Genomic DNA, 1,730 nt, shown 5'->3' with positions numbered 1-1,730 from the left:
GCCCCGGCCACGGCAGCCCCCGGCCCGGCCCGGGACGCCCGCACGGTGTTCGTCGAACCCAGCCCCTACACCTCGCCGCACACCGCACCACCCGCCGTCACAGGAACCCGCGTCCTCCTTCCGGTCCGGCACGGGTCCGCCGACCCCGTCACCGCCGCACACCACGACTGGAACACCGCCCTTTGCTCGACCCGCATCCTCGTCGACGCCTCCGGCCCCGAGACCCCGCCCGGAGCCGCCCTGCTCATCGGCGCGGCCTGCGCCACGGGCCGGCCGGCCGCCGCGTATCTGCCCCACAGCACCTACACCCACGCGGCGGGCCGCGAGCCCAACCACCGCAACCTGATGATCCAGTACGGCGTCGACGCCACGCTCCGCACACCGGAGGAGGTGACCGCGTGGCTCGCCCGGTGACCCTCCAGGAGATCGCAGGCCACCGCACCGTCGTCCTCGAAGGCGGCGACGGTGTCGGCAAGAGCACGCTGGCCGAACTCCTCGTCACCGAGCACGATTTCACCCGTGTCCACTCCCCCCGCACACCCGACCACCAGGACCTGACCGGCCGCTACCGCGACCTCCTCGCCCGGCCCGGCCGGCTCGTCCTGGACCGCAGCTTCGTCAGCGAACTCGTCTACGGCCCCCTCTACCGAGCCCGGTCCCGCCTCACCTGGGACCAGGCACTCGAACTGGCAGACCTCGTCACCACCCGCGACGGCCTCTTCGTCCACCTCACCGCCCCCGCCGCCATCGTGCACGACCGCCTCACAGCCCGCGACGGCCACGCACCCAACCTCGACACGATCACCGAACTCGCCCACGCCTACCAACACGTCTTCCGCACCCTGGCCGGCCATGTACCGGTCCTCACCTACGACACCACGGCAGACGCCAGACACTCCACCGGCTGAAACCTGTCCCGTTCCTGCCCCCCGTCACTCAGGCCCCGTTACTGTTCCCCGGGAAACTGCGCCACACAGCCAAGGGGAACCGCCGTGGACATTACCGAGGCCCAGAAACTTGCCTGGGAGAACAAACTCGCCAAAGGGTTCAACACCACGGATATCGCACTGGAATACGGTCTTCTCTCGGCCGAGGTCGGCGAGGCATTTACAGCGTGGCGCAAAGGCTTGCCCGACCAGGGTGAAGAGCTCGCGGACGTCTGCATCTACGCGATGGCGATCGCGGAGATGCAGGGCATCGACCTTGCCGACGCCGTCAAGGAAAAGATCGAGAAGAACGCACGCCGCGTCTATGCCCCTGGCGCCAACGGAACACTGGTCCGTACCAGCCAGGAATGACTGGGATGCGGTGTGTTGGCTGATCGGCTGCCGGACCCACCGTGGAGCCTGTGAGGGAGGCACAGGCATATCCGGACGTTCGGACGAGCCGTACTCGCACTGCTCCGCAAGGTGATCCTGCTTCAGTAACCCTCCGCGACCGCTCCACAAGATCTGTGACAGAGCCCGCTGAACAACGTCACAGCCAGCCAGGTCGTAGCCGCGTGGTCCGCCATCAACGGAACGTCTTCGCCGGCTGCCCAGGACAGCAGTGCGGGGACGGTCAAGCCCCGTACGGAGATGCTGTACAGCCCCACGGGGGCGGGCCCGTTCACCGGTCCCACTCGAAGATGAGGACCGGTTCGGCCGGGCGCTGCGGTGTGGTCAGGAGGCCGAGGACCTGGGGTGCGTCTCGGCCCGGGAGGGTCCGGCACCACGACGCGACGCTCGATG

The 1,730-nt window shown here is 68.7% G+C and carries 2 protein-coding genes and 1 pseudogene; all 3 read left to right on the top strand.

The window, feature by feature from the left end:
• Positions 1 to 414, top strand: a pseudogene (locus tag AOK24_RS43600) (nucleoside 2-deoxyribosyltransferase); the annotation flags it as partial.
• Positions 399 to 908, top strand: a complete 510-nt coding sequence (locus AOK24_RS43595) for a nucleoside/nucleotide kinase family protein (protein WP_055725360.1) — start codon at positions 399 to 401, stop codon at positions 906 to 908. The pseudogene AOK24_RS43600 and the gene AOK24_RS43595, both read left to right, overlap by 16 nt.
• A gap of 84 nt (positions 909 to 992) precedes the next feature.
• Complete coding sequence (locus tag AOK24_RS43590) at positions 993 to 1,298, top strand: MazG nucleotide pyrophosphohydrolase domain-containing protein (protein WP_055725359.1); 306 nt, start codon at positions 993 to 995, stop codon at positions 1,296 to 1,298.
• Positions 1,299 to 1,730 lie beyond the last annotated feature (432 nt).

This window comes from Streptomyces niveiscabiei (genome assembly GCF_001419795.1).
Lineage (GTDB): Bacteria > Actinomycetota > Actinomycetes > Streptomycetales > Streptomycetaceae > Streptomyces > Streptomyces niveiscabiei.
Note: the sequence above shows the minus strand (reverse complement) of the source record. Positions and strands in the feature narration are given on the sequence as shown.